Source organism: Streptomyces sp. NPDC012510 (genome assembly GCF_042955065.1).
Taxonomy (GTDB): domain Bacteria; phylum Actinomycetota; class Actinomycetes; order Streptomycetales; family Streptomycetaceae; genus Streptomyces.
Map to the genome: position 1 here is coordinate 312,902 of NZ_JBIBEN010000008.1, position 26,114 is coordinate 339,015.

Annotated in this window: 19 protein-coding genes and 1 riboswitch; of the genes, 4 read left to right on the forward strand and 15 right to left on the reverse strand. The window is 71.7% G+C overall.

The annotated features are described in order from the left end of the window. Positions 1 to 342: 342 nt before the first annotated feature. Positions 343 to 4,224 carry a helix-turn-helix domain-containing protein gene (locus ACFY9I_RS17965; RefSeq protein ID WP_391002723.1) on the forward strand — a complete coding sequence of 1,294 codons (3,882 nt, stop codon included), beginning with the start codon at positions 343 to 345 and terminating at the stop codon, positions 4,222 to 4,224. Here the strand turns inward: ACFY9I_RS17965 and ACFY9I_RS17970 are convergent. The 11 genes from ACFY9I_RS17970 to ACFY9I_RS18020 all read right to left on the reverse strand — a co-directional run bounded on the left by ACFY9I_RS17970 (position 4,207) and on the right by ACFY9I_RS18020 (position 16,901). Next, complete coding sequence (locus ACFY9I_RS17970) at positions 4,207 to 4,497, reverse strand: DUF397 domain-containing protein (RefSeq protein ID WP_391002609.1); 291 nt, start codon at positions 4,495 to 4,497, stop codon at positions 4,207 to 4,209. The genes ACFY9I_RS17965 and ACFY9I_RS17970 overlap by 18 nt on opposite strands. After that, positions 4,457 to 5,305: a Scr1 family TA system antitoxin-like transcriptional regulator gene (locus ACFY9I_RS17975; RefSeq protein WP_391002611.1), complete on the reverse strand. Its 849-nt coding sequence runs from the start codon at positions 5,303 to 5,305 to the stop codon at positions 4,457 to 4,459. The genes ACFY9I_RS17970 and ACFY9I_RS17975 overlap by 41 nt, the downstream gene beginning before the upstream one ends. A gap of 199 nt (positions 5,306 to 5,504) precedes the next feature. Next, positions 5,505 to 6,839 carry a patatin-like phospholipase family protein gene (locus ACFY9I_RS17980; RefSeq protein ID WP_391002613.1) on the reverse strand — a complete coding sequence of 445 codons (1,335 nt, stop codon included), beginning with the start codon at positions 6,837 to 6,839 and terminating at the stop codon, positions 5,505 to 5,507. Further along, on the reverse strand, positions 6,836 to 8,050 hold the full coding sequence (locus ACFY9I_RS17985; protein ID WP_391002615.1) for a ComEC/Rec2 family competence protein: 1,215 nt from the start codon (positions 8,048 to 8,050) through the stop codon (positions 6,836 to 6,838). The genes ACFY9I_RS17980 and ACFY9I_RS17985 overlap by 4 nt, the downstream gene beginning before the upstream one ends. Continuing rightward, entirely contained in the window at positions 8,047 to 9,945 is a 1,899-nt protein-coding gene (locus ACFY9I_RS17990; protein WP_391002617.1) for a S8 family serine peptidase, read from the reverse strand. The genes ACFY9I_RS17985 and ACFY9I_RS17990 overlap by 4 nt, the downstream gene beginning before the upstream one ends. A gap of 170 nt (positions 9,946 to 10,115) precedes the next feature. Then, positions 10,116 to 10,565, reverse strand: a complete 450-nt coding sequence (locus ACFY9I_RS17995; RefSeq protein ID WP_391002619.1) for a lytic transglycosylase domain-containing protein — start codon at positions 10,563 to 10,565, stop codon at positions 10,116 to 10,118. 275 nt (positions 10,566 to 10,840) lie between these two features. Next, on the reverse strand, positions 10,841 to 11,701 hold the full coding sequence (locus ACFY9I_RS18000) for an ECF transporter S component (protein WP_391002621.1): 861 nt from the start codon (positions 11,699 to 11,701) through the stop codon (positions 10,841 to 10,843). Next, on the reverse strand, positions 11,698 to 13,608 hold the full coding sequence (locus tag ACFY9I_RS18005) for an ATP-binding cassette domain-containing protein (protein WP_391002622.1): 1,911 nt from the start codon (positions 13,606 to 13,608) through the stop codon (positions 11,698 to 11,700). Before ACFY9I_RS18005 ends, ACFY9I_RS18000 begins: the two co-directional genes overlap by 4 nt. After that, the gene (locus ACFY9I_RS18010; protein WP_391002624.1) at positions 13,605 to 14,843 is read right to left on the reverse strand and encodes a CbiQ family ECF transporter T component; all 1,239 of its coding nucleotides are present in this window, start codon (positions 14,841 to 14,843) and stop codon (positions 13,605 to 13,607) included. The genes ACFY9I_RS18005 and ACFY9I_RS18010 overlap by 4 nt, the downstream gene beginning before the upstream one ends. Continuing rightward, entirely contained in the window at positions 14,836 to 15,537 is a 702-nt protein-coding gene (locus ACFY9I_RS18015) for an SCO2322 family protein (protein WP_391002625.1), read from the reverse strand. Before ACFY9I_RS18015 ends, ACFY9I_RS18010 begins: the two co-directional genes overlap by 8 nt. Beyond that, a complete protein-coding gene (locus tag ACFY9I_RS18020; RefSeq protein ID WP_391002627.1) occupies positions 15,534 to 16,901 on the reverse strand; it encodes a prenyltransferase/squalene oxidase repeat-containing protein in 1,368 nt (455 codons plus the stop codon). The genes ACFY9I_RS18015 and ACFY9I_RS18020 overlap by 4 nt, the downstream gene beginning before the upstream one ends. Before the next feature lie 115 nt (positions 16,902 to 17,016). Continuing rightward, positions 17,017 to 17,151: riboswitch (cobalamin riboswitch) on the reverse strand. Positions 17,152 to 17,200: 49 nt separating this feature from the next. Between ACFY9I_RS18020 and ACFY9I_RS18025 the strand changes: the two genes are divergently transcribed. After that, positions 17,201 to 18,352 (forward strand): phosphotransferase, encoded by a 1,152-nt coding sequence (locus ACFY9I_RS18025; protein WP_391002628.1) that lies wholly within the window; start codon positions 17,201 to 17,203, stop codon positions 18,350 to 18,352. A 6-nt stretch (positions 18,353 to 18,358) separates the two neighbouring features. On the opposite strand, the gene ACFY9I_RS18030 is transcribed toward ACFY9I_RS18025, so the two are convergent. The 3 genes from ACFY9I_RS18030 to ACFY9I_RS18040 all read right to left on the reverse strand — a co-directional run bounded on the left by ACFY9I_RS18030 (position 18,359) and on the right by ACFY9I_RS18040 (position 20,322). Then, complete coding sequence (locus ACFY9I_RS18030; protein ID WP_391002630.1) at positions 18,359 to 19,387, reverse strand: MBL fold metallo-hydrolase; 1,029 nt, start codon at positions 19,385 to 19,387, stop codon at positions 18,359 to 18,361. A 111-nt stretch (positions 19,388 to 19,498) separates the two neighbouring features. Continuing rightward, positions 19,499 to 20,005 (reverse strand): hypothetical protein, encoded by a 507-nt coding sequence (locus ACFY9I_RS18035; RefSeq protein ID WP_391002632.1) that lies wholly within the window; start codon positions 20,003 to 20,005, stop codon positions 19,499 to 19,501. Continuing rightward, positions 19,993 to 20,322, reverse strand: a complete 330-nt coding sequence (locus tag ACFY9I_RS18040; RefSeq protein WP_391002634.1) for a hypothetical protein — start codon at positions 20,320 to 20,322, stop codon at positions 19,993 to 19,995. The genes ACFY9I_RS18035 and ACFY9I_RS18040 overlap by 13 nt, the downstream gene beginning before the upstream one ends. A 194-nt stretch (positions 20,323 to 20,516) precedes the next feature. On the opposite strand from ACFY9I_RS18040, the gene ACFY9I_RS18045 reads away from it, so the two are divergent. After that, entirely contained in the window at positions 20,517 to 22,013 is a 1,497-nt protein-coding gene (locus ACFY9I_RS18045) for an aldehyde dehydrogenase family protein (RefSeq protein WP_391002636.1), read from the forward strand. Next, positions 22,013 to 22,246 carry a 4Fe-4S domain-containing protein gene (locus ACFY9I_RS18050; RefSeq protein WP_391002638.1) on the forward strand — a complete coding sequence of 78 codons (234 nt, stop codon included), beginning with the start codon at positions 22,013 to 22,015 and terminating at the stop codon, positions 22,244 to 22,246. Before ACFY9I_RS18045 ends, ACFY9I_RS18050 begins: the two co-directional genes overlap by 1 nt. Before the next feature lie 4 nt (positions 22,247 to 22,250). Here the strand turns inward: ACFY9I_RS18050 and ACFY9I_RS18055 are convergent, their stop codons facing one another. Further along, entirely contained in the window at positions 22,251 to 25,691 is a 3,441-nt protein-coding gene (locus ACFY9I_RS18055; RefSeq protein WP_391002640.1) for an NACHT domain-containing protein, read from the reverse strand. Positions 25,692 to 26,114: the final 423 nt, after the last annotated feature.

Consider the following 26,114-nt stretch of genomic DNA (forward strand, 5'->3'; position numbering starts at 1 on the left):
GCGGGTCGCCGGCCGGCGGCCGTGGTCGGTGGCCGTCGGCCGGCGCTGTGTGGCCCTGTTGGTCGTCCTGGGGCCAGCAGGGCCTTTCCCCGTAGCGGCAAGTCCCCCGTGCCGCTCTGTTCCCCCGGTGGGCGGCAAGTCCCCCGTGGCCGTGCCGCCCGTCCCCCGTCGTGTGCGGACCCCCGTGCCGCCCACAGCACTGATTTCACCGGGTCGGGCATTGTTAGGCAGGGGAGTTGAGCCTGCCAAACAATGGCCGGACGCCATCTCTCCGCTTAAGTGGCCGAATGCGTACGGTGGCTGTCCGAGACGGTGTGGGTGTGGTGGGAGGGGAACAGCGCGGTGGCGGGTCGTCGTGAGGTGCCGGTCGATCCGGGGGCCGGGCCGGTGCAACGGTTCGCGTTCGAATTGCGGAAGCTGCGGACCGAGGCGGGCGGGCTCACCTACCGGGCGATGGCCGCGCAGGCCGGTTATTCGATCACCACGCTGTCCCAGGCGGCGGGCGGCGAGCAGTTGCCGACGCTCCCGGTGGCACTGGCCTTCGTACGGGCCTGCGGGGGCGATCCCGCCGAGTGGGAGATCCGTTGGCATCAGGCGGTCGAGGAGGCCGCAGCCTTCGGCACGGACGACGAGGGAGCGGGCGCGGAGCCGCCGTACCGAGGGCTGGCCCGGTTCGAGATCGACGACAGCGGCCTCTTCTTCGGCCGGGGCCGGCTCACCGCCGACCTCGTGGACCTCATGCGCCGCCGCCGGTTCGCGGCGGTCTTCGGCCCCTCCGGCATCGGCAAGTCCTCGCTGCTGCGCGCCGGTCTGATCCCGGTCCTGCGGGAGTCCGAGGAACCGGGTCTGCGGCCCTCCGCGATCCGGATCCTCACACCGGGCGATCAGCTGGCCCGTACGTACGACCTCCTCGCCGAGGTGAGCGGTCCCCGTGCGGGGGAGGGCGAAAAGGACAAAGGCGATGGCGGTAGCACGGAAACCAGCACCAGCACCGGCACCGGCACCGGAACCGGAACCGGAACCGGCACCGGAACCGGGAGCGGTGCCGGGGACCGGCTCGTGGTCGTCGACCAGTTCGAAGAGGTCTTCACGCTCTGCCACGACGCGGCCGAGCGCGCCCGGTTCATCGATCTGCTGCTGACCGCGCGCGATCCGGCGAACCGGCTGCGCGTACTGATCGCCGTGCGCGCGGACTTCTACGGCCGGTGTGCCGAGCACCGGGAGCTGGCCGAGGCGCTGGGGGACGCCAATCTGCTGGCCGGGCCGATGAGCGCGACGGAGCTGCGGGAGGTCGTCGTCAAGCCGGCCGCGGCCGCCGGGCTGACCGTCGAGCGGGCGCTGACCACCCGGCTGGTCGAGGAGATCACCGACGCGCCCGGAGGCCTGCCGCTGCTGTCGCACGTCCTGCTGGAGACCTGGCGTCGCCGCCGGGGCAAGACGCTGACCCTGGCCGGGTATGAGGCGGCCGGCGGACTGGACGGGGCCATCGCGCAGACCGCCGAGGACGTCTACAGCGGGTTCACAGACGGCGAGGCGGCCACGGCCCGCCGGGTGCTGCTGCGGCTGATCTCCCCGGGTGACGGCACCCCCGACACCCGGCGTCCCGCCGAGCGGGCCGAGTTGGAGACCACCGGCACCGGCCGGGAGGAGGTCGCCCAGGTTCTGGAGGCGCTCACCCGGGCCCGTCTCCTCACCCTCGACGGCCCGACCGTCGAGGTCGCCCACGAGGCGCTCATCACCGCCTGGCCCCGGCTGCGCGGCTGGATCGAGGAGGACCGCGACCGGCTGCGCGCCCATCGGCAGATGACCGAGGCGGCCCGCTCCTGGGAGGAGCTGGGCCGTGACGCGGGGGCGCTGTACCGGGGGAGCCGGCTCGTCACGGCGCGGGAGTACTTCGCCGGCCCGCGCCACACCGACGACCTGACCGACCTGGAAGCCGCCTTCCTCACCGAGAGTCTCGCCGCCCTCGACCAGGAGGAACGCGCCCGCGCCCGCACCACCCGCCGACTGCGTGTCCTCGTCACCTCCCTGGCCTGCCTCCTCGCCCTCGCCCTGACCGCCACCGCGGTCGCCTACTGGCAGCGCCAGACCGCCCTCGACGCACAACGCGACGGCCTCTCCCGGCAGTTGGCCGCCCAGTCCGCCGCCCTGCTGGACACCGACACCGACCTCGCCTCGCTCCTGGCCATCAAGGCGTACCGGACCAGCCCCACCCGCGAGGCCACCCGGAGCCTGTACGCCGCCGCGGCCGTCCCGCTCGAACGCAAGCTGACCGGCCACACCGGCACCGTGTCATCCCTGGCCCACAGCCCCGACGGGAAGACCCTCGCCACCGGCAGCTTCGACGGCACGGTACGGCTGTGGGACACGGCGACCGGCCGTACCCGGAAGGTGCTCAGCGGCCGTAAGGACAAGGACGACCCCGACCTCGTGCGCACCGTGGCCTTCAGTCCGGACGGCAGGACCCTCGCCACCAGCCACGGCGACGACGCACGGCTGTGGGACCTGGACACCGGACGCGTAACGGCCACGGTCGCCCTCCGCGATCCCGACGACGACAACATGGCCGCGGTGGGCTTCGACCGCGACGGCCGGGCGCTGGCCGTCGCCGAGGGCGGGCAGTTGCTGGACGTGGCCACCGGACGCGAGGTGACCACGCTCAAGGGCCCCACGGGCCTGGAGATGGCCGTGGCGTTCAGCCCCGACGGTCGCACCCTCGCCACCAGTACCCGGGACCACACCGCTCAGCTGTGGGACCTGGACACCGGCCGCGTGCTGTCCACCCTCAAGAGCGGTACCGGCGTGGTCAGTTCACTGGCCTTCGCCGCCGACGGGAAGACCCTGGCCACGGGCACCGAGGACGGCACCGTACATCTGTGGAACGTGGCCGACGGCAAGCAGCGGACCACCTTCACCAGCGCCAGCAGCCGGGTCGAGGCCATGGCGTTCGCCCCGAACGGCAAGACCATGGCCGCCGGCAGCTACGACGGCACGGTACGGCTCTGGGACCTCGCCACCGGACGTGCCGACACCACCCTCACCGGACACAACCACCCCGTGATGACGGTGGCGTTCAGCCCCGACGGGAAGGACCTGGCGACCAGCAACGAGGCCGACGCCTTCGGGGGCGGCGACGTCAGTGTCCGGCTGTGGAACGTGACCGCGAACCGCCCCCGCGCCACGCTGGGCATCCCCGGCGGAGACCTGCAGTCGATGGCCTTCAGCCCCGACGGCGACACCATCGCCACCAGCAGCGTCCGGACGAACCACAAGGACTGGACCACCACCGGTGTGGTCCGGCTGTGGGACACCACCACCCGCCGTCCGAGAGGCACCCTCGACGACGGGAAGCTCGGCAGGATGAGCGGCGGAGCGCCGGTCCTGTTCAGCCCCGACGGCAAGACCCTGGCCGTCGTCGACGCGCCCGGGGCACAGCTCTGGGACGTCGCCACCCGCCGGTTGCGGACCACTCTCGCCAGCCGGTTCGTCAACGGGATGGTGTTCAGCCCCGACGGCCGGACGCTGGTGACGGTGGGCGACGGCCTTGTGCTGTGGGACGCCGCGACCGTACGTCCCCGAGTCAAGTTCCCCGAGGACGAGTCGGGTTCGGCGCTGGCGTTCAGCCCCACGGGCGAGGTCTTCGCCACCACCGGAGGCCCGGAGGGGAAGATCCGGCTGCGCGACGCCACCACCGGCCGCGTCCGGTCAACGCTCACCGAACCCGCCGCCCCCGCCACGCCCAAGGGGGCCGACGCCCGATTCCCCATGATGTTCCGGCAGGTGGACGCTCTGTCCTTCAGCCCGGACGGCCGCACCCTCGCCTCCGCCAACGCCGACGGCATGGTACGGCTGTGGGACACCGCCACGGGAGACCTCGACGCCACGCTCACCGTGAGCCTCACGGAGGGCCCCGTGGAGCTGGCGTTCAGCCCGGACGGCCGCACCCTCGCCACGATCGGCGGCGGCAAGGTACGGCTGTGGGACACCACCACGAGATTCGCTCGCGCGACCTTCCCCGGACGGGACGCCAGGAGGCTGGCGTTCAGCTCCGACGGCCGCACCCTCGCGGTCGGGGACTACCGGAGCCGCGTGAGCCTGTGGGACGCGGCCCTGCCCCTCCCGGCGCAGGCGATCACCCACCTCTGCCGCGCCGTCCACCGCGACCTCACCCAGCAGGAACGGGCCGTGTACCTCCCGGACGAGGAGTCAGGCCGAGTGTGCTGACACCGCCCAGCCGAGGAAGGCGCTGAACGCGGCGGGGCCCAGGGTGAGGTGGGGGCCCGCCGGGTTCTTGGAGTCTCGGACGGCGATGGTGGGGGAGGAGAGGGAGAGGGGTTCGGCGACCTCTACGCAATCACCGCTTTGGTCGCCGCTGTGCGACGACTTGCGCCAGGTCAGGGAGCCGAGCGGCGCGCACTCCACGCACTCGCCGCCCTGGTCGCTGCTGTAGCTCGACTTACGCCACCGGGTCCCTGTCAGGATCGCGTCGCTCTCCATAACGCTCCTCCATCACGCGTCGGATCAGCTCAGCCGAGTCCCGGAGGGAGAGGGCGGCGGCTTGAAGGTGATCGTAACGGAGCGAGCAGTCCTTGACGGTGTCCGGGTTGGCGGTCGGATGCCCGCTTCCGTAGCCCTCCGTGTAGACGATGTCCGGGTCGCGCCGAGAGCGGAAGAGGGTGAATGAGCCTGTCAATCCTGCGTGTGTCCCGGCCTCGAACGGCAGGATCTGGATGTTGATCCGGGGGTTCTTCTCGAAGGCCAACAGCTTCAGCAATTGGCCCCGCATGACGTTCGCACCGCCGATCCTCTGGTACAGCGCGGCCTCACTGATGACGGCCCACAGGACCGGCGGCTCGTCCTTGTCGAAGATGCGCTGGCGAGCGAGTCGTACGGCGGTCCGGTCGTCGAGGTCGGAGTCGTCCAGGGCGCTGAGCACGGCGCGGACGTAGTCCTCGGTCTGCAGGAGACCGTGGATCAACTGCGTCTGGAAGGAGCGGATCTCGGCAGCCCGCACCTCCAACTCCGCCACCTGCTGGAACCAGGCCGGAAGTTGATGCCTCATCACCAGCACCGCGAGCCGGGACAGCAACCCGCCTGTTTCCAGGGCCACATCCACCCGTTCGCTGAACTCCAGCGTCGGGCACTTTCTCGCCGTCTCGATCTGCCCAACCAGCGACGCGGTATAGCCGAGGATGTCCCCCAATTGCTTCTGTGTCAGGCCCGCGGCCTCGCGGCAGCGCCGCAACTCGAAGCCGTAGTAGTCCAGTGGTGAGGCGCCGGGATCGAGGGTGTGGATCTGGGTCACGTGCGGTCCCCTCTGCTGAGCTTCAACCCACTCTTCAACAGGTTGTGTCCGATCTGTAGCTGACAGTAGCCGTACCGGGTCGCCCTTGTGGGGTGAACGCACACTTTCCCCCTTTCCTCCTGGGCGCTCCGCCCGCCCAGTACCGGATCAGCCTCACTGTGGGTGAGCACTCGGCGCATCACATCCGGGGGCGTGCGGGTCAACGCTCCGGCGGGGTGATCGCCGTCAGGTCGGCCGGGAGCAGTTCGGGGTGGAAGGCCGCGAGGCCGGCGCCGCCGAGCCACCAGCCTCGGTGGACGAGGGCCCGGCACAGGGAGGGGGAGAGGCGGTCGAAGACGGTGGGGACCAGGGCGAGGTCGCGGCCGTTGTGGGTGCGGTGTTCGGGGAAGGCGGAACGCCACGCCCGTAGCGCCTGGGCCGGGTACGGGAAGTCGGTGGCGAGCTGGACCAGGATGCCCCGGCGGGCCCCGGGCGGGACTTCCCCGACGGGGCCGGACGCAGCGCCGCGCTGGAAGCGTTCGACCGTGGCGCGGGTGCGCAGGGCGGTGCTCTGGCGGTAGAGGAGCGAGTTGGCTCGCGCCAGGTCCCGGACGACCGGCATACGGCCGTACACGCCGGGCCGGAGCAGGCCCCCGGAGTTGAGGACGCACAGGAATGTGTGCCGGTAGGTGTCGCTGTCCACGGCTTCCAGGCCGGTGTTGTCGTAGGTGCCGCCGTCGAGGAGGGCGGGGCGGTGGGTGGCGCAGGGGAAGGGGGACGCGTCGAGGATCACGGGCGGGAAGGCGCCCGGGACCGCCGCCGAGGCCGAGACGGCGCGGCTCAGGCGCAGGCCCGAACCGGCTGTGGGGGCGAGGCCGATGGAGTAGTCGCCGTACACGTCGCGTTCGAAGGTGAAGCGGACGCCCGTGGTCTGGTTGGCGGCGTTGACGATCCAGCGGACCTCGGGGTCCAGGTGTTCCAGCTCGGTCCCGTCGAAGAACCAGTCGTCGAGGTGCCTGGCCAGCAGGTCCGTGCGGGTGGTGGGGCCCAGAGTGCGCCAGACGTCGCGCAGGAGCGTCCGCTTGAGGGACTGGGAGGAGACGTGCTCGACGACTGGTGCGATCACCAGTTCGTCCACCGCCTGTGGGGTGAAGTTCCCGTCGCGAAGCTTCGGCCAGGCGGTGGCCAGGCAGCCGTTGGCTATCGAACCGCCCGACACGGAGGAGGAGTAGCGCAGGTGTCGGAGCATTCCGGTGTCGGCCAGGAGGCGGATGAAGCCCAGTGAGGAGAGCGTGGCCCGGAAGCCGCCGCCGGAGAGGGCGAGGGCGACCGGGATGCCCTTGGCAGGCGGTGGTTCGGCCGGGCGGAGGGGGTCGCCGCAGGGGCGGGTGGTCAGGCCCGTGCCGACGGCGGGGGAGTCCACTGCCCAGGCCGGCCCGGCCGTGGGGGTGCCCGTGGGCCTGGTGGCCGGGCCGGCGGGGGCGCCCGGGGCCGAGGGGCCGGTGGGGGTCTCGGGGCGCGTGAACGTGTCTGTCGTACGGCGTGACTTGGTCATGGCCTGTCTCCGATCGTGATGACGAGGGTCTGGTCGGTGGGCCCTCGGACGTCGACCTCGAAGGCACGGTCCGCCCGGAGTTCCTCCAGTGCCTCCTCGGCGAAGGGGATGTGGTTGGTGAGGTGGATGACGTACTCGTCGTCGGGGTCGCGGGACTCGACGAGCCAGCGCAGGGTGTCCTCGCCGGGGTGGTGGTGGCGGACACCGTCGGCGGAGATGACGTAGTGGTCGGCCTGGATCCGTTCGAAGAAGTCGGGTTCCACGTTGCGGTCGCTGCCGTGGTGCGGGAGCTTCAGCAGGTCGAGGTGGAGCGGGGCGGGGTCGTCGAGCAGGTCGAGGGCGCGCAGTCCGGCCAGGACGTGGTCGCCCCGGGCGTCGCCGGTGAGCAGGGCGGTGCCGTCCTCGTGGCGCAGGAGCAGGACGATGCTGGAGAGGTTCTGCACCGAGTCGTCCGCGTAGGCCGCCGAGATGACCCCGGGGTCGCCGCGCTGCTTCGCCTCGCGCCACTTCTCCTCCAACTCGGCCAGCGCGCCCTCGTCCGGTGCGACCACCGTGATGTCCAGGTCGTGCAGGGTCGCCTCGGCGCCCTCGACCAGGGGGCTGCCGAACGGGGTGTTGCCGTCCAGGCGCAGGGCGGCTGCCGCGTTGCGGATGTCCCGGCCCTGGTTGTAGCTGGCGGTGACCGCCGTGTCGGTGGCGGCGGCCTGTTCGAGGAGCGGGTGGACGGAGGCGCTCAGGCCGGGGGCCCGCTGGTCGACCAGCTCCTCGACGGAGTTGAACCACAGGGCGTCCACCGCGTACGGCAGGGCCTCGCCGTCCTGCTGGGCCTGCCGCATGTCCTTGAAGAGCCGTACGAGTCCGCCGGCGTGGTCGTCGTCGACGTGGGAAAGGCACACGACGTCCAGGTGGGGCGGGGTGCCCTCGCCTCCTCCCCGGCCGGCGGGGCCTGCTCCCCGGCTTCCGTCCCGGCTTCCGTCCTGGCCGGTCAGTTGGCGCAGTCGGCCCTGGAGGGAGGCCTTGTAGACGCCGGCGGGGCCGCCGTCGACGAGCATGACGCGCTCGCCGCCGCGACTGCCGCCGCCGCGACTGCCGCCGCCGCGGCCGTCTCCGTCCGCCTCCCATCGGACGAGGAAGCAGTCGCCGTGGCGGGCGTCGAGGAAATCGAAGGTGAGCATGTCGGCCTCCTCACCGGGCCGGGCGGTGGTCGTCACACGGACTGCATGGCGCGCAGCACGTCGACGAGTCCGTGGCCCTGGAAGTCCCGTTCGCGGGCGAGGTCGGTCGCCGTCGCGCACAGGATCTGCTTCACGCGCTCGGGGCGGCCGAGCAACTCTCGGTAGCGGGCCAGCAGCATGGCCGCCGCCCCGCTGACATGCGCCGCCGCCTGGCTGGTGCCGTGCATGGCGGCGATGCCCTCGCCGGGGATCGGTCCGTCGATGTCCTCCCCGGGCGCCACCAGGTCGGGCTTGGGCCGGCCGTCGCCGGTGGGGCCACGGCTGGAGAAGTAACTGACGCCGTGGCGGTGCGGATTGCTGCGGTGGGTGGAGCCGACGGTGATGACCGACTCCGCGTTGCCGGGATCGGAGATGCTGATGTCGTGGTAGCCGGTGCCCAGGGTGCGTACGGCCCCGGTGAACCCGGCGTTCCCGGCCGCCGTCACGACCACCACCCCCGAGCGGGTCAGCCGGTCGCACTCGACGCACACCGGGGTCCAGCCGGTGGAGTGGGTGGCGACGTCGTGGGGCACGGACAGGCTGAGGTTGACCCCGGCGATCACGAACCGGCCGGCCTGCTCGTTGATGTGCCGGATCGCCTGGAGCGCGGTGACGATGGAGAACTCGTCGCCCTCCCCCTCGTCGTTGAGGACCCGGAAGTCGTACAGCCGGATGCGCGGGCAGATGCCCCGGAACTCCAGCTCCGGCCACCACCCGCCGATGATCCCGGCGATGTGCGTGCCGTGCTGGTCGCCGGGCGGTACGTACGGATCCGGCTGTCCGGGAGGGGGTGGGGCGGGGGCCGGGCCGTTCTCGACGGAGGGCAGGGCGGCCGTCCAGTTCACCAGCCCGTTGACCAGCGCGTCGTCGGGCAGTCTCGCCCGTACGCAGGTGAAGTCGAAGGAGCGGGCGATACGCGACTCCAGCCGGCGCGGCGGCGAGAGGGTGGTGTCCCACTCGTGGAACGCCGAGTGCCGCGCATCGAGGCCGCTGTCGACCACGGCCCAGCCGATCGAGGCGCTGTCCACCGAGAACACCTGCTCGGCGGCGTCCGCCTTGATCGTCCGCCGTGACCGTACGACCGCGCGGGTCGCCCGGCGGTTCGTGGTCACGGACACGACGGGGTACTTCTGCCGCCGGTCGACAACGGGGCCGACGGGGGTGTGCGCGCTGCGTACGGGGGTGGTGTCGGGGACGACGGAGGCGAGAGTGCGGACGAGCCGGTCGGTCACGTCGGTCGTGCAGGTCACGTCGGTCGGGGGCATATCGGTCGCGTCGGTCGCGTCGGTCATGTCCCGGTCGTGCCGGTGGGCGTCCGCCATGACCCGCCGCAGCAGGTTCAGGAACCAGGTGAGCTGACGGCCGCGCTCCTGGCGGCGTTGCATGTTGTCGTGGATCTCGCTGGTCGCCGGGGCCCGGACGTGTCCGTCGAGCGCGGCCTCGATGCCCTCTGCGCCGCTGGTGACGGCGAGTTCGTGGGCGACCCGGACGACCCCGGCGAGACTGGTCAGCGGCAGCAGGGCCGTGACCAGCTCCTCCAGGGTCATCTGCACCACTACGAAACTGCCGGCCGCCACGGGCCGGCACGCCTCCGTCAGCCCGAGCCGCTGCAACCGGTCGAGGGCCCGCTCGACGCCGTACTCCTCACGGACGGCCAGGATCAGATCCTGCCGGTACGACGAGACCGGCGGCCGGGGTGGCGGGGACGACGGGGGCGGTGGGGGCGGCGGGCCGGACCGAGCCGGTGAGTGCGGCTGAGTCGGTGGCGGTGGCGGTGGCGGTGGCTCGGAGAAGGCCAGCCACACGTCGAAGTGCACCGGGCAGTCGGTGGCCCACAGGACGGGGACGTGCCCCTCCCCGTAGAACACCGCCAGGAGTTCGGCACGGTCCATCAGGGCTCCCGATGCACGCGGCGTGGGAGGGTCTGCCTCCTTCATTCTCCGCCCCGGTAAGGAGCCCCGCATCTGGGAGACGGGTCGTCAGCTCAGGGCGGTGATCGCCGAAATGGCGAAGGCGGCGGCCCCGGGGATCGGGGGCCGCCGCCTTCAGCGGGTGGGGCGCGTCAGTACCAGTTGTTGGCCTGCCAGAAGTTCCACGCGCCGCAGGGGCTGCCGTAACGGTCCTTCATGTAGTCCAGGCCCCACTCGATCTGTGTGGCGGCGTTGGTCTTCCAGTCGGAGCCGGCGGAGGCCATCTTCGAACCGGGGAGCGCCTGGACCAGCCCGTAGGCGCCGGAGGACGCGTTCGTGGCCTTGATGTCCCAGTCGCTCTCGTGGTCGACGATGTGGGAGAAGCACGAGTACTGGGCCGAGTTCCCGATCATCTTCTTCGCGACCGCCTGAGCCTGAGAGGCCTCCGACGCGGCCTGGGCGGGCGCGGCGGCGAACAGGGCACCGGTCGCGGCAGCGGCCAGGGTGGCACCGGCGAGGGCCTTCTTCGGGGAGGCGATGCGGCGGAGAACAGAGAGGGTCACAGGGAGCCTTTTCTTCGGGGACGTGGCCGTCGCGGGCATGCCTCCACCACGTGGTGTGCGCGGGGGTGCGGTGGGGGCGTGCGTCGGCGCCGAGGCCCATGCGGGCTCGTCGGCGCCGTGCGACTCATCCAGAGAAACAGCCGTATCGAATGCCCGCAATGACCCCTTTTGCTAGTTGCGGCCGTATGCGGGCCCGAGCTCCCTTCTGTGACGTGGCTCTCAAAGCCCAGGTCGGCGGCCGTAATGGCGGGGCCATGCCAGGGGATTCGATCTACGGTCCCGGTTCGTATGTGACCTGGGTCCCGTGGGGTGGTTCACGGCTCTTGTGGCGGGCCGTGGGTGGGTCGTGACCTATCGCTCATGGTGGGGGGTGGGCTGAACGTGACCGCGCTCTCGAAGGCCGCCCTGCGGGTGGCCCGGCGCAACGCCTTCAGGAGCGGGGCGCCGAGCGTGCACGTCAGCACGACGGTGACGACCGCGCGGCCGAGGTCCCAGCCGAGGGATGTGGCCAGGCAGTACGCGACGAAGCGGGCGAGGTTCGTGGCCGGGTCGGCGTTCTCGTCGAAGGCGATGTCCGAGGCGAGGGTGTCGATGAAGGGCCAGCCGTAGAGGTTCATGACCGTGCCGTACGCGAAGGCCGCGACGAAGCCGTAGACGGCGAGCAGGGCGAGTTCGGCACGACCGCGCAGGCGGTGCCCGCCCGGCAGCAGTCCCGCGCCCATCGCGAACCACCCCATCGACAGCATCTGGAACGGCATCCACGGGCCCACACCTCCCGTGAGCAGCGCCGAGGAGAACATCGTCACCGCGCCGAGCGTGAAGCCGAAGCCGGGGCCGAGGACGCGTCCGCTCAGCACCATCAGGAAGAACATCGGCTCGATCCCGGCGGTACCGGCGCCGATGGGGCGCAGTGCCGCGCCGGTCGCCGCGAGGACACCCAGCATCGCCACCGCCTTCGCCCCCAGCCCCGCCTCGGAGATCGTCGCGCCGACCACACCCACCAGCAGCACGAGAAGGCCGGCGAACAGCCACGGGGCGTCCTGCGCGTGCGCGGTCACCTGTGAACCCGGGTCCGCGAAGAAGGGCCAGGTGAAGGCGGCGGCGCCGACGAGGCTGACGAGGAGGAGGGCGGCGACGGTGCGGAGGGGGAGGGGGACGGGGGTCGGGCGGCTCACGGTCGCCCCTCGGGGCCGTCGTTCGGCCCGGCCGCCCGCAGGGCACGTCGTACCTGGGCCGTGGTCAGCCACTTCTGCGGGGCGAGGATCTTCGTGACCTGCGGGGCGAAGGACGGGGAGCCGACGACGATCTCGGGGGTCGGACCGTCGGCCACGACCTCGCCGTCGGCGAGGATGACGACGCGGTGGGCGAGGTCGGCGGCGAGTTCGACGTCATGGGTGGCCAGGACGATGGCGTGACCGTCGGCGGCGAGGGCGCGCAGGGTCGTGACCAGGCGGGACTTGGCGGCGTAGTCGAGGCCCCGGGTCGGCTCGTCGAGGAGGAGCAGGGGCGGGCGGGCCGTGAGGACGACCGCGAGGGCGAGGGCCAGCCGTTGGCCCTCCGACAGGTCACGGGGGTGGGTGTCGTCCGCGATCCCGGGCAGCAGGTCGGAGGTGAGCGCCCGGCAGGTGCCCGGCTCGACGCCGGCGTCCCGGTCGGCCGCCGCGCACTCCGCCGCGACCGTGTCCGTGTACAGCAGGTCGCGGGGCTCCTGCGGTACGAGGCCCACGCGGCGTACGAGATCCCTGGGGGCCGTGCGGTGGGGGACCGCGTCGCCTACGCGCACGGAACCGGCCGACGGCTCCACCAGGCCGACCAGTGCGGAGAGGAGGGTGGACTTGCCGGCGCCGTTGCGGCCCATGACGGCGATGGTCTCGCCGGGGGTGACGGTGAGGGTGACGTGGTGGAGGGCGCGGACGTGGCCTCGACGGACGGAGAGGGACTCGGCCTTCGCTGGGGTGGCCGCGGGTGAGGGGCCGACACGGGCGGGCTGTCTGCGGAAGAGACGTGGGAGGAGTGGGCGTGGGGGTGTGGGAGCCGAGGAGAGCTCGGGGGTGTCTGAGCTCTGCGGGGGGCGAGTGGTTTGTGGTTGATCGCGCAGTTCCCCGCGCCCCTTCAGGGCGTGGGTGGTGTCCGGGGTCTGTGGGGTGGAGCGTTCCCGGGGCTGCCCGTGCGGGCGCAGGGCGTGGGTGGTGTCCGGGGTTTGTGGGGTGGAGCGTTCCCGGGGCTGCCCGTGCGGGCGCAGGGCGTGGGTGGTGTCCGAGGTTTGTGTGGTGAGGCGTTGCCGTAGGGGTTCTGCTTGGCGGCGGGCGTCCCGGACGGTCAGGGGGAGGGGGGACCAGCCGGCCAGGCGGCCGAGGTCGACGACCGGGGGGTAGACGGGGGAGACGGCCATCATGGCGGCCGGGGTGCCCAGGACGGGTGGGGTGCCGGGGGACGGGAGGAGGGCGATCCGGTCGGCGTACTGGACGACGCGTTCCAGGCGGTGTTCGGCCATGAAAACCGTCGTGCCCAGGTCGTGGACCAGTCGTTGGAGCACCGCCAGAACCTCCTCCGCGGCGGCCGGATCCAGCGCCGACGTCGGCTCGTCGAGGACCAGGACGCGCGGGTGCGGCGTGAGGACGGACCCGATGGCGACCCTCTGCCGCTGGCCACCGGAGAGCGTGGCGATCGGACGGTCCCGGAGCCCGGCGAGCCCCAGCAGATCGAGCGTCTCCTCCACCCGGCGCCGCATGACATCCGGAGCGATCCCCAACGACTCCATCCCGTAGGCGAGTTCGTCCTCGACCGTGTCAGTGACGAAGTGCGCCAGCGGGTCCTGCCCCACCGTGCCCACCACATCGGCGAGTTCGCGCGGCTTGTGCGTACGGGTGTCCCGACCGGCCACCGTGACCCGCCCGCGCAGGGTGCCCCCGGTGAAGTGCGGCACCAGCCCGCTCACCGCCCCGAGCAGGGTGGACTTGCCAACACCCGACGGGCCGACCAGGAGCACCAGTTCACCTTCCGGGACCTCGAAGTCCACCCCATGGACGGTGGGTTCGGCCGCTCCGTCGTACGTCACGGAGACATCCTCGAAGCGGATCACGGGGTTTCCTTCTCAGGTGCGGCGGTGGTCGGCGCCGGTACGGCGAACGCCGGGAGCAGGCCCAGCAGGAGCGCGGCGGCGGGGCCGAGGGGGAGATCGGGGGCGGTGAGGGGGATGACGGTGGGGTGCAGGGCGGTGGCGTCGTACGCGGCAGCACAGACGACCATCAGCATGGCGACGGCCACCCCGGACCCGGCCACCAGCCACGCCCGTACGCCCCACACGTCCGGCCGGTAGCGGGTGCGCGGCGAGCGCCGGCCGCCCAGCCGCAGACCCGCCAGTGCGGCGGCGAGCCCGGTTGACAGTACGGGGAGGCCGTAGGAGCCGCCCTCGGCGGTCAGTACGCCGTACGTTCCGGCGCAGACGCCGAGCAGGCCGCCGAGGGTGAGCGCGGCGGTCGTACGGCGGACGGGGGCCGGGACCTCGGCGGTACGGCCGTATCCGCGCGCGTCCATCGAGGCGGCCAGCGCGACCGACCGCTCCAACGCGCCCTCCAGCACCGGAAGTCCGACGTGCAACAACCCCCGGATGCCCCGGTCCGGCCGTCCGCGCAGCCGTCGCGCGGCCCGCAACCGCTGTACGTCCGCGACCAGATGCGGTGCGAACGTCATCGCCACCACCACCGCCACGCCCGCCTCGTACAGGGCGCCGGGGAGGGACTTCAGGAGGCGGGCCGGGTTGGCCAGCGCGTTCGCCGCGCCGACGCAGATCAGCAGGGTCGCCAGCCGCAGTCCGTCGTACAGCGCGAACAGAAAACCCTCCGCCGTCACCCGGCCCCCGAGCCGTACTCCCTGCGCCCAGGCCGGGAGCGGCACCTCGGGCAGCGTGAACAGCGTGTGCGTTCCGGGGACGGGCGAGCCCAGCACGACGGCGAAGGCCAGCCGGACGATGAGCACGGCCAGGCCGAGCTTCACGAACGCGGTGTAGGACCGGGCCCAGGGGGCGTCGGTCCGATGGGTGGCCACGACATATCCGGCCACCGCGATGAGCAGGGCGAGGAGGAGGGGGTTGGTGGTACGGGACGCGGCCGTCGCCAACCCGAGGGCCCAGAGCCACCAGGCCAGGGGGTGGCACGAAGGTCCGTACCCGGGGGTGTTCGACCGCCCGCGACCGGGCGTGGTCGGCCGCCCGCGCCTGGACAGCGCGGACCGCCCGTCCTCAGGCGTGGTCGGCCGCCCGTCCTCAGGCGTGGTCGACCGCCCGTCCCCAGGCGTCGACCGTCCGTGCCTAGGCATGGTCGCGGCGCCGGGCCCGCCACACCGCTGCCGCGCCGAGCACGGCGACCACTCCCGCGCCGACGAACAACCCGACGGACGGGCCCCCTTCGTCGCCCGAGGCGGACCCGGGCGGCGCGCTCGACGCGTTCGAGGTCGGCTCGGCACCGGCGGTCCGGTCCGCGTCGACCGCCTCCCCGCACCCCTTCCCCGGATAGTCCGCGATGGCGCAGAGCAGCGCGTTCGTGTCGTACCGCAGCGGCTTCGCGACGGACGCCAACGCCTCGGCCGTCGTCGCGTCGTTCGGCACCCGCGCGCAGGCCGTACGCGGGGCCGGCGGTGTCTCCCCGGCCGGCGCGTCCGCCGCCGTGCCGAAGTCGATGACCAGCGCGACCCGCTTCTCCCCGTCCCGCGCGGCCGTGCCCCCGCAGACGACGTCGAAGTCGGCTGCCCCACGCGGCTTCGCCGCATCGGCCGAGTCCCGGCTGACAGCGAACCGGAACCCCTGTACGTCCCCGTCGGAGGGCCGCGCGGTGGAGGGCCCTTGGGTGGCGTACGCCCACGCCGAACCGTTCCGCTCCCAGAACGACCAGTAGCGGTAGGCGGCGGCCTCCGCCCGCGCCCCGCTCCCGAGCACGCAGGCGAGGACGAGCAGCGTGCCGCCCAGCAGGAGCGACACGGTCCTCGGTCGAGAGGGCTTCCGGTGGAAGATCATGTCTGCCGCCGCTTCCTGACGGCCCTCACCAGCTCGAACCCGACGAGAACGGCCACGGCGACGAGCCCGAGCCCGATCCCCCACCAGACGCCCGTGTCGAGGCCGTCGCCGCTGTCCTCTCCGGCGGCCGTGTCCTCGTTCGGTACGGAGGAGTAGTCGTCCACGTCGCGTGCGGGGCCGGTGTCCTTCAGGTGGGCGACCAGGTCGGCGCCGCCGAAGTCGCGGGGGTTCTCGCCGGAGGCGTGCGTGGCGAAGATGAGCTGGGCGTAGGCGGCGGGGCCGGACTTGGCCGCCCAAACGCCGTAGTTCTTCTCCAGCCAGGCGAGCGGCTTCCCGACCGCGTTCGTGTCCCCGGCGGCGGCGAGTGCGACGACCGCGTCGGCCGTGTTGCCGTGGTCGGGCTGATCCTCGGCGCCCGCGAGCGCGGACTTCAGGTATCCGTCGGAGGTCATGGCGCGGGAGAGATGGACGGCACCGTTGTGGGCGAGGTCCTTCGGGGCGTCACCCGCGACGCACTTCCCGAGGGACTCCGTGTCGGCGCCGCTGTCGTTGTCCGTCTTGGTCCCGCTGTCGGGTGCGAATCCCTCGCCCAGGCTGCCGAGCACGGCCGCGGCCGTGGCGTCGGCGTTCGCGGCGAGGCCGCCCTTCTTGTCCGGCTGATAGGCGAAGGCGCCACCGTCCTTCTCCCCGTCGTCGTCGCCGTCGTCGTCGCCGTCCCCGCAGGGGATGGCGAGGGCACGGAGCGCGTCGTAGGGCGACTTGCCGCTCTTCTCCTGCTTCTCGGGTGCGTCGCCCACGGCCGTCAGAGCGCCGATCACGACGGCCGTCGAATTCGCGTCGCTGGGCCCGCCGGGGGTGTAACCCCAGCCCCCGTCCTTGTTCTGGTTGTCCTTCAACCACCGCACCGCCCGCCCGGCCTCGGCATCACGCCCGCCGACGGCGGCGAGCGCCTGTGCCGCCGCGGCCGTGCTGTTCGTGTCGAGGGCCGTCTTGGCGTCGCACTCCGCCGTCGTGTCCGCCCGGTACGCCGCGAACGCCCCGCTCCCACACTGCTGGCCGACGAGCCAGTCCACGGCCCCGGCACCGGGCTTCTCCCCGACCGTGTCCAGCGCGAGCAGGGCGAGGGACTGCCGCCAGACACCGTCGTACGTGGGGTCGTTGGAGCCGTACAGGCCGGTGGGTATCGCCCGCGACGGCGAGACGGAGGGCGCGGTGGAGGACGCGTCGTCGACGGAGGTTGCGTCATCGGCGGAGGTCGCGTCGTCAGCGAAGGCGACCGGCGCGGAACCCGTACCGGGTCCCGTGCCCAGCCCGGCTGCGACGGCCAGTACGGCGACCAGCGGGGCACTGCGGCGGACATGCATGATCGGCGGCTGCCTCTCCCTGAGCGGGAGCCGGGCGGCACGGCGAAGCGCCGGGCGGCTCGGCTCCGTATTCCTCGACGGTGCCGTACACCGGCGGGCCGCCGGTGACGCGAGCCGGTCACGATGCGCACGGGGCAGTCCGACTCGCCGCCCCCTCACCGGGGTCGGCTCACGGTTGCGGGTCAGCGCCGGATTTGCACCGGCTTCCCCCCGTACGGGTGTGATGACGACCCGGCCACTCTACCTGCCGGTAGCCGAACGCCCGAGGGCCCGTCTGCGCGCCGGGATAGGTTCGGGCCATGCGTACGGGAAGACTGCTGGGGTCAGGGCGCACGGCCGACGTCTACGAACTCCACGACGACGAAGCCGAGTCCGGAACGGACGGGCGCGCCACCCTGGGCGTCGCCGCCCTACCCGAGGGCCCCGAGGGGCCCCTCGCCCGTGACGAATCCGACAGACCGGCCGGGCCTACCGTCCGCGACGAGGCCGACAGGCCTGGCGACTTGGGCGGTCGTAGAGACGCCGACGTGCCGGCCGGGCCGGCCGGGTCGGCGGGGTCGGCGGGGTCGGCCGGGTCGGCCGGTCATGGAGATCCTGGCGGGGCCGCAGGGTCGGCCGATCGTGACGAAGTCGGCAGGTCCGCCAGGTCCGTTGACCGTGGTGCGTCCGGCGGGTCCCGTGCGTCCGGCGGGTCCCGTGGGTCCGGCGGTCCCGTCCGCCGGGAGGGCGCCGACGAGTTCGGGCGACCCGCCGGTCCGGACGGTGTCGGCGGCGCATCCGGGGTCTGGGTGTTGCGGCGGTACCGGGACGGTTGGGGGGACGCGGCTGCCGAGGCCGAGGTCATGGAGTACGTGCGAGGCCATGGTTACCCGGTCCCGTGCGTACGGTCGGCGACCCGTGCGGAGATGGTGCTGGAGCGGCTGTCCGGCCCCACCATGCTGGAGGCCATCGCCACGGGCCGGCTCGACCCCGCGCGGTCCGGCGTAGTACTGGCCCGCCTCCTGCGCGACCTCCACGCCCTCCCGCCCCGCACGCACCGCGCGGCCTCACTCCCGCCCCCGGGTCCGGCACACCGCTCCCCTGCGCCCCGCATCCTCCACCTGGACCTGCACCCGGAGAACGTCATCCTCACGCCCGACGGCCCCCGGGTCATCGACTGGAGCAACAGCGAGGAGGGCCCACCCGGCCTGGACTGGGGTATCTCCGCGATGATCCTCGCCCAGGTCGCCGTCGACACCGCCGACCCCCGTGCGGACATGGCCCACGCCATCCTCGCCTCCCTCCTCACCCACCAGTCCGACGGCCCCTCCGCACTGACGGACGAGGGCCTCGTGGAAGCGAGGAAACGCCGGGCGGCTGATGCGACGATGAGCGCACGGGAGAGCGAACTCGTCGGAGCCGCGGAGCGGTTGGTCCGCTCACTCGGCGACGTGAGTTCGTCGACTGACTGAAGGTCCTCACACCGCCACGTACGTCACCGGATCGCTCCCCGGTACCGCCTCCGCTCGTCCCAGCTTCACCAGGCGCCGCAGATGGGCCTCCGCCTCGGAGACGGCGATGTTGCGGGAGGAGAAAGGGATGTCGGGCCAGGGGCGGTTCCACTCCATGCGTTCGGCGAGCTGCCAGGCAGTGAGGGGCTCGGCGAGGAGCGTGAGCAGGCCGGTGAGGCGGGACTCGTGGTGTGCGAGCAACTCCCGTACGCGGGCGGCGGTGTCCGTGAACGCGTACTGGTGGGCGGGCAGGACCTCGGCCGGGGCGAGGCGGCCGACGCGTTCCAGGGAGTCGAGGTAGTCGCCCAGGGGATCGGTGACCGTGTCGTCGTCCGGATCCTCGTACAGGCCGATGTGCGGACTGATCTCGGGGAGGAGATGGTCCCCGGAGAACAGACGCCCCTGGCCCGGGAGTTGGGCCGGATGGGCCTCCTCCAGGTGGAGGCAGACATGGCCGGGGGTGTGACCGGGGGTCCAGATCGCGCGGACGCGGCGGCCGGGGAGGTCGAGGAGTTCACCGGGGACGATCTCGCGGTCGGGCAGCGCGGGGGAGAAGCCGGGCAGGGCGCGGGGGCGGCGCGGGGCGCGCAGGACGGCCAGGTGTTCCTCGGGGGCGCCCGCGGCGGTGAGCCTGTCCGTCATGTACGAGAACCAGCGGTCGGGGGCGGTGCCCCGGGTGCGCCGTATGATCGCCGTGTCCGCCGCGTGCATCGCGATCCACGCGCCCGAGGCCTCGCGTACCGCGCCCGAGAGACCGTGGTGGTCGGGGTGGTGATGGGTGATCACGACGCCGTGGATATCCGCGACGGACGTACCGCACGCCGTCAGTCCCGCCGCGAGCATGTCCCAAGAGGCCGGGTCGTCCCAGCCGGTGTCCACGAGGACCGGGCCGCGGTCGGTGTCCACGACGTACACGAGGGTGTGGCCGAGCGGGTTGTCCGGGATGGGAACCTCGATGGACCGTACGCCTCCGCCGTGCTCGGTCACGTGTGTCATGGGCTCCCCTGTCATCGACACGCCGTCGCCACGCTCGGCCCACTATAACTAGAACAAGTTTCATCGGGGGTGTGTGTGATCCGGTCACCACGGTGACCGCCCATGTCGGTGTCAGCGGATACGGCCGCCTTCCGTGACCAGCCATTCGCCGGTTTCCCAGTCGGCGGGCCCGTTCTGGAGCCGGTAGCAGAGGTCGAATCGGATCTCGAGACCCGGCCAGGGGCTGAGGATTGGTACGACGCGGAAGATCTCCGCAAGTTCTGGAAACGTCATACCTTCGGGCTCGGGAAACATCTCCTCCAGTTCTGCGCGGGTCAGGTCGGTCCAGAGCGCGAACTGCCACTGGGTCCGGGTCAGCCACTGGTCGTGGACCAGTTCGAATCTGGGCTCGCGGCCGACGACGAAGTCACTGATGCCATCGAGGAACTCGTCCGCTGTCGATGGGAGGACGAACGGCCAGTCCTCGCCCGTGGGATAGCGGTACATGGTGGTTGTCGACGCGAGTGCGGTCGTGAGGTCGCGCCACTGCTCGGGTGAGGCCGCACAGGCGGGCAGGTTCACGCCCGTGTGATCGACGCGCCGAACGTGTCCGGCGATGCGGCGGGTCAGGTCCGCCATCTCGACATGCGCCGGCAGGGCCCGCGTCTCGTGCGTGTCAGCGCCACCCCATGTACCGATGGAGTGACCTGCGCCGAGGGCGACCTCGGGCGCTCGGGCGTGTGCACGTCGGCCAGCGCGAATGTCGTCACGGGACGAGCGCCGGCGGGCTGCGGCGGGGTGAGGGTCAGGCGGTCACCCACCCTGTTGGCCTTGCCCGCGGACCCGGTGAAGTCGGCGTACGCCACCTCGGCGAACAGCGAACGCAATTCATCGAGGAAACCTCGTGCCTGCGGTGCGTCGGGCAGGAGGAACGTGATCTCGGACAGGCGATCCATGCGCCCGACCGTAGCCGAATTCGAGTGCTTTCCCGGGGCGAGTGCACCACGCGGTCACCTTGGGAGAAGACGACTCCTCTTCCATCCCACCGTGGACTCCTCCCCCTGGAACTGGTATCAGTTCCCTGTATCCCTACCTGATGCATCGTCAGAAAGCATGCCCAGCAGACCACCTGACCGGAAGGCAGTCGGCCATGACCGAACTCGTGGAACACGGACAGCTGTTCATCGGCGGGGCGCTGACCGACCCCCTGGGCACAGACGTCATCGAGGTGGTCTCGCCGCACACGGAGGAGGTCATCGGGCGCGTACCGCACGCCTCCCGCGCGGACGTCGACCGCGCCGTGGCCGCCGCGCGCCACGCCTTCGACCACGGCCCCTGGCCCCGTACGACCCTGGCCGAACGCATCGAGGTCGTCAGTCGCATCAAGGACGCCTTCGCCGTACGGCACGAGGAGTTCGCCCGCCTCATCAGCGCAGAGAACGGCACCCCGTTCACCTCCAGCGTGATGGTCCAGGCGCTCGCCTCGCTGATGGCGTGGGACGCCGCGATCACGACGGCGCGCGACTTCACGTACGAGGAGCGGCGGGACGGTGTGCTCGGAAAGATTCTGGTCCGGCGCGAGCCCGTCGGGGTCGTCGCGGCGGTCGTCCCCTGGAACGTCCCGCAGTTCACCGCCGCCGCCAAACTCGCCCCGGCACTGCTGGCCGGCTGCCCGACGATCCTGAAGGTGTCGCCCGAAACCCCCCTGGACGCCTACCTGTTGGCGGAGATCGCGGCCGAGGCCGGACTCCCCGAGGGTGTCCTCTCCATCCTTCCCGCCGACCGCGAGGTCAGCGAGTACCTGGTCGGACACCCGGGCGTCGACAAGGTCTCCTTCACCGGCTCCGTCGCCGCAGGCAAGCGGGTCATGGAGGTCGCCGCCCGCAACCTCACCCGTGTCACGCTGGAGCTGGGCGGCAAGTCGGCGGCCGTGATCCTCCCGGACGCGGACGCGCAGACCGCCGTGGGCGGCATCGCCCCCTTCGCCTGGATGATCAACGGCCAGGCCTGCGTCGCCCAGACCCGCATCCTCGTGCCCCGCTCCCGCTACGACGAGTTCGCCGAGGCCTTCGCGGCCGCCGCCTCCGCGCTCAAGGTCGGCGACCCCCTCGACCCGGCCACGGAACTCGGCCCCCTGGTCGCCCAGCGCCAGCAGCGCCGCAGCCTGGACTACATACGCATAGGTCAGGAGGAGGGTGCCAAGATCCTCACCGGCGGCGGCCGCCCGGCGGGCCTCGACCGCGGCTGGTACGTCGAGCCCACCCTCTTCGGTGACGTCGACAACTCCATGCGCATCGCCCGCGAGGAGATCTTCGGCCCGGTGATCTGCCTCCTCCCGTACGGCGACGAGGCGGAGGCCGTGAAGATCGCCAACGACTCCGAGTACGGCCTCAGCGGCAGCGTCTGGACCGCCGACGACGAGCGCGGCATCGACATCGCCCGCCAGGTCCGCACCGGCACATACTCCGTCAACACCTTCAGCCTCGACATGCTCGGCCCCTTCGGCGGCTACAAGAACTCGGGCCTGGGCCGGGAGTTCGGCCCCGAGGGCTACGGCGAGTACCTGGAACACAAGATGATCCACCTGCCGGCCGGATACGAGCCGCCCACCGAGGTCACCGTCACCGCCGGGAAGGGCGTCGGGTGATGGGCGACCGCTGGCACGTGGAGGTCGACCGCGGCCTCTGCATCGGCTCCGCCCAGTGCACGCACCTCGCCCCGGACGCCTTCCGCCTCGACTCCGCCATGCAGTCCCACCCCACCGAACCGCAGACCGACGCCCACGAACGCGTCCTGAAGGCGGCGGAGGGCTGCCCCGTGGAGGCGATCTCGATCACCCTGCTCGGGAGGGGGGAGCCGGTGTTCCCACCGGAGGAGTAGGGGCTTATGCCCTGCCGTCGCGCGCCGTACCGTCCCCGCGCCAGATCCGCTCCACCTCCGCGAACTCGGCAGCGTAGGTGCCGGGTGGCAGCGCCTTGCGGAGGTGGATGAGGTCCGAGGGGCGGAGGAGACCGAAGGCGTTGGGCGGGAGGGCGCGGAGGAACGACTGGGCGTGGGTTGTCAGCCAGTCGTCGAGGCCGAGGTCGGCGGCGAGACGGAGGAGGTCGATGACGGCTGAGGGGCGGCTCGCAGCGGCTTCCCCGGGGTCGTGTGCTGCGAGAATCTCGTTGAAGTCACGCTCCGCGACATGGTGGAATGCCTGGGAGGACCACTTCCACGTACTGCTGGAAGAGCCTGTCCACGCCAACCTGAGCAGGTCGTCCGGCTCGGACGAGCTCCACGAGTGGAGGTCGAACTCACTGCACACCCTGCTGAGGACGGCGTCCAGTGCTTCGTCCCGCCCCAGGGCTCCACTTATGCATGCGCGCAGGGACTGCCGGACCAAGGCGCTGCGGCGGGCCCATTGGTGTGTGATGAGCCGACGTAGTACAGCGGCGAGCGCCGCGTCGGACAACAGCGGGACGTCCTGAACCAGTTGACGGCAGATGAGCTCCAGGACCGGGGACATCTCGCGGTCTGACAGTTGATGGACGAAATCCAAGCACCTGAGGTAGAGCGGGTGCAGTTTCTCGCCATGGTTCCGCTTCGCGGTCATCAGGGCGATGAGCGACTGTGCCGCCGAGTGCACATGTCCGTCGCCGTCGCTCAGGAGTGTCCCCAGCGTGCTGGGAAGACTGTCGATCAGCGGATCGGCCAGGTGCAGGAGGAGTTCGGCGTCGCGGTCTCCCGTGAACATCACTTGCCACACCATGTCCAGGGCATCCTGCTTGCCGGAGGACCAGTAGCGACTCGCGGCCCCTGCCGGGTCATTCGGTGCCGACACGTAGTAACCGAGGGGCCAGCTCAGTTCATGCCGACCGAGCGGCTCGCCGTGGGCGCGGATCACCAGCTCGGGCAGGTGGTCGTCTTCGTCCGACGGCCCGGGCCGCCACCGACGGTGCGGGCCGAGGGTGGACGACAACAGCTCCCAGGAGCTCGCGGAAAGCTGCGACTGCCACAGCTTGCTGTGACGTCGCCAGGTGTCGGCCACATCATCGGTTCTCAGGAACTCGGAGGCGTGCACTTCACCGGCCGCCAACACCGCGATGAGCAGCAGGTTGATGTGGTAGACCGTGTCGCGGTACGTCCTCGTCAGGCGTGTCGGCACGTGTCCGAGGTCGGTGCGGTGCGGGGTCTCCCACGCGGCGTCCTCGAACAACTCGGCCAGCAGGTCCGGCAGGTCGTCCCGCGCCACCGGTTCCGGCCAGGCCGCCAGCATCTCCCGGAGGTTCTGCACGAGCTGCGCCCGGTCAGTGAGCGGCGCGAAGGACAGCAGGGCATACAACTCACCGTCGTCGACGGGATCTTGTCCCGAGCCGGACGACTTCACCAGCCGGTCCAGCGCTCGTGCGATCAACCGCGCGGTGAGGTGCTCGCCGAACGTCGCGTGGATGAACTCGTAGCTGCGCAGCCGTTCTTCGGTGACGACAGCCTGTGCCTCGTGCATGAAGAAGAACCGCCCGAAGAGCGTCTGGGAAGGACCGGTCTCCCGGGGCCGGTCCTGTGGCTTCTGCGGTTCCTGCGGTTTCTGGTCCCGCAACCCGTGCGCCTCTGTGTTTCTCAGGGCCGCCAGATCGCGGTCCGCCTCCTCCCCGCTGATGGCCTGTGCCCCGCGGTGGAACATGCCCACGGCGATCACCGAGAGGCGGTGGAGCTCCCGATCGACCGAGGCGCGCTGCTCGGACGGAGGACAGGGGCCGTCCTTGACGACTTGGCGCTGGACGAACTCCGTGAGCAGGCGGTCGTAGAGCTGAGTGCGGCTGATGTCCTCGTCGTCGAGCCGGTGCAGCGCGTTGTCGACCGCGTCGTGGAGCGCGAGCATGAGCAGCAGCAGTGGCTGGGCCGAGAGTTCCCGGTGATGTCGGGTCACCAGTCCGGCGGTCAGTGGGCGGAGACCGCGCTGTTTCAGGTAGGTCCCGTTCGTCCTGTTCCAGATCGAGAGCCACCGGTCGATCTCCGGCTCCGCGAACGGCTCCAGACGCAGGACCTGGCTCTCCGTGGGGATCGCGGCGCGGTCGGCGACCACCGTGCGGCTCGTCACCACCACGACCAGCGGGCGGCCCTGCTCCGCCTCACGGCGCTGGAAGCTCTCCACGTCACTCAGATACGTCCACTGACGGTGGGAGCCGAGTCGTTGGGCACCCGCTTGGAGCAGTTCGTCGAAGCCGTCCAGAAGCACGACCGGGATCGCCCCGGGCTGCGACTCGTACCACTCCGGCCAACTCCGCTTCCGGCCCGTGGCCTGCCGCAGCCCGTGCTCCAGTTGCTCCTCCAGGTCGGCCTCCGCCGGAGTGTGCCGCAGCTCCACCCGTAGGGGACGGAACTCGTCGGCCGGAAGTCTCGCGGCCAGCAGTCTGGTGAGCAGCGACTTGCCGGCGCCCGGGTGGCCGAGTACGACGAGCGGGGCCAGCAGGGCTGAGGCGCTGAGGAGATGGGCGGCGAAGAACTCCTCGACGCTGTCGTACAGCGGTTGCTCCGCCCACCACTTGTCCGAGGCGACGTGATGCTCGGTGCCGGCGACCGTGTACGCCTCGTTCAACCGGAAGCGGGGATTGACGTATCCCTCCGCCAGGCTCGGCAGCCGGGGGCCGCGCGGTTCGAGCGACGAGATGGGGCTGCTGAGCTGGGTTCGAGCCGCAGCGGGGCGTTCGTCCCGGCCCGCGAAGCCCGCGAGCATCGCTCCCAGGCCGGACAACCCGCTTCCGGGCCTGCTGTCGACGGCGTCGCCTTCGGTGACAGGGGACAGACCTGCCGTCAGTGCGAACTCGGGGCAGGCGGCGGCGAGGGGCGACGCCCGCGAGAGGTACTCGTCGAGGAGCACTTCCCGCGAGTGCGGGGGGAGGGTGTTCCCAATGCCCTCCAGCAGCCGTTGATCGGCGAGGTGAGGATCCTCCGCCGTCAGCCCACCGGCTCGCGTCGTGCCGTTGACCACTTCCTGGATCAGGGCGGACGCCGAGTACCGGCTGTTGACGGTCCCGTCCAGTGCCGGGTACTCGGCCATCGTCGCCGCCACCAGAGCAATCCGAGCCGCCTGCAGCAGCGCGCAACGCTGCACACCGTGCGCCGCCCGCACCCGCTCCGGGAAACCCTCCAGCAGGGCCTCCAGCACGCCGGGCGAACCCTGCTCCCCGTAGAGGGGCCCGATGAGCCCGTCCATGGCGTTCGCGAGGCGCGCGCGCCCTGCCGCCAGCAGGACGACTGCCTCGTCGACGCTCATCCCGACGACGTCATGCGCGGTGAGGACGAGCCCTTGATCGCATGACGGGGTCACCCCGTCGACGGGCATGCCCTCGGGAGGCGCTCCTGGGGCAGCCGCCCCTGCGGCAGGCGCCTCTGCGGCCGGCCCTCCTTCGGCAGACGTCGCCCGGCGAGCCCGCGTGCGCGCTGTCTCGACGGCCCGCTCCAACTCCCCGTACCGCCCCCGCCACCACTCCACGTCGAGCCGCATCCCCGGGGGCGGCGCCACCCCCGGCCCGTTCCGCTCGGCACACAACCGAACGATGGACCGTACGACGTCCCACTCAGGAGGCCTTCGGCGCCGTCCGCTCAGCAGCTCCGACACCGCCGCGGGACTCCTGTCGAGCGCTGTGGCGATCTCCACCTGACTCACGCGGCACACCCGCACCAGACGCCCCAGCTCCGCGCAGAAGTCCGCGACAGGACCCCCAGATGGCACGGACAACTCCTGCCTCCTTCGGCGAAGTTCGGT